This window comes from Flavobacterium aurantiibacter, assembly GCF_002251775.1.
Taxonomy (GTDB): domain Bacteria; phylum Bacteroidota; class Bacteroidia; order Flavobacteriales; family Flavobacteriaceae; genus Flavobacterium; species Flavobacterium aurantiibacter.
The window spans coordinates 1-2,047 of sequence record NZ_NOXX01000032.1 but is presented as its reverse complement, the minus strand read 5'-3'; the positions used below and the strand labels follow the sequence as shown (position 1 = coordinate 2,047).

Genomic DNA, 2,047 nt, shown 5'->3' with positions numbered 1-2,047 from the left:
CATTTGTTCAATTTATTTTACTTCAAATAATTTCACCCAACGGGTATTCATTTAAGTTTCCATTAGAAATTAGTCCTGCTTCTGGTTCAAATATAATTTTCAATAGCCAGCAGGAATTTAGAAACTACATAACAAACATTGTAACTGAAGAAAATGGAACAATGTGGATAAATGTTGGCGGTGAAGGTGGCGGATTTTTAGTTGGCTTCAAACGTTTTGACATTACCTTCAAACAAAACAAAGTCATTTCATCAAACATAAAAGGGGCACTTGAAATCAAAAAATTCGTTTATCCGGCAAATACCATCGTGAATGGTCAAAATGTGGGAGGTCAAACCGTACATATTGATATAGAAGGTCATTTAAGCGACGACGGTGATTTCAATTTAACAGCATCAGCAGAACCACCATATCCTATTACCTTTCCAGATGTGTTTACCTATAGTCTCAAAAGCGTTGAACTCGGAAAAGAAGATGACGATTTTTACATAGGCACTTCAGGAACATTACAGTTTGAAGGTTTCTTGAGAGAAACATTAAAGCTAGGGCCAATAGAAATAGAACGCCTTAGAATTTACAGCGACGGTTCGATAGAATTTCAGGGAGGCTCGGTTCAGCTAATTGAACCTATTGTTTTACCGCTTGGCCCTGTTGAGATTACCGATTTTTCAAATTTATATAGAGAATATATTTCAGTCGAAACGAATGGAAACCATTTTATAAGTAGTGGTGGTAAACATTATCATTTCACTCTTAAAGACTCTTTGGATACAGATTTTATTTTAACGGGTGCAGAAGTATTATTTTATCATGGCACTACAGACACCGAAATAAATGCATCACATTCTGGAACTTTTAGACTGATAGCCAGAAGACCTGATCCAGAAGGAGATACTAATGGTAATGCTCTACAAACTGCTATAAATACAACTACAAGGGTGTACAATGATACTCGAAAATATTTAATCGAAATGTATAAAAATGTAAATGAGACCAATGGCTCTGGTCTTACATTTGGAGTAGGAATAGATATTGGTGGAGCTTACACAACAGATTATCAGAGAAAAATTACTTACAAGATTAACTTTCTTAGCTCAGTAACTAGCTATAAACTAGGGCTTGCGAGAAAAGTATCAAGTAATGTAACTTATTCGACCGATATGACCACAAACCTGAAAAATGCAGTTATAGAATTATTAAAGGGTCATCTTATAAACTCAAAGGGTCAAGCTTATCGCAGGCTTTTAGAATGTAGTTATAATTTAACTACTAAACAATCAAATCCGGTTACTATTACTAAAGTTAATAACCTCGAATATCTAATTAACATAAATGCGCCTCCAGCTTTTTTAAATCCTAACGATATATATTCTCGCACAACTGGTGTTACCATTTTAAATCTAACATCATCAAATCCTGAGAGAGCTGGATTTATTGAGTCTTGGTCATTGATTAAAAAGATTTTTTTTAAATCGTTTAATATATCAATTCCAACATTCGCAAACAGTTCATTGGAAAATACTTGGTTAAATAATAATATGCAGTGCTACGTTGAAGCAGGTATAACAAATTCAACAGATCAATTAAAACTGCAAGACATAATTAAAGGATTATTTGGAGTTAGAGGAGGAATGTGCTGGGTTAAATTTAGAAATCATTTTCATCTTATTAGAAAATTTCAATTTGGGCTAGCCGAGAATTATGTCTACCATCTTCGAACTGTATATAATGATTTTTATTTAGAATCTTATTATAACAAGGCTATCAATACTCTTGAAGGTGGCAGTAATGGTAACGAAATCAAAGTCAAAGTAAATGAAGTAGAGAAATATTTACTTGCGAGTATACAATATAATCAAGGGGGTATAAGTACGAGCATAAAGAAACTTTTAAGAGTTGCTATTAACTCACATGATATTACAAAATTAAAAGAAATTGCAAATATTGTTGCATGGGGGGATGCTAATAGGAGTACAAGGATAAATAATTTTATAGAGTCATCCTATAGGCTTCCCCTAATTCGAACCGTTTATAAATCAAATTTATG

Annotated in this window: 1 protein-coding gene; it reads left to right on the top strand. The window is 33.1% G+C overall.

The annotated features are described in order from the left end of the window. Positions 1 to 2,047: hypothetical protein (locus CHX27_RS15415; RefSeq protein ID WP_165764399.1), on the top strand; the 2,047-nt coding region annotated here is incomplete at both ends.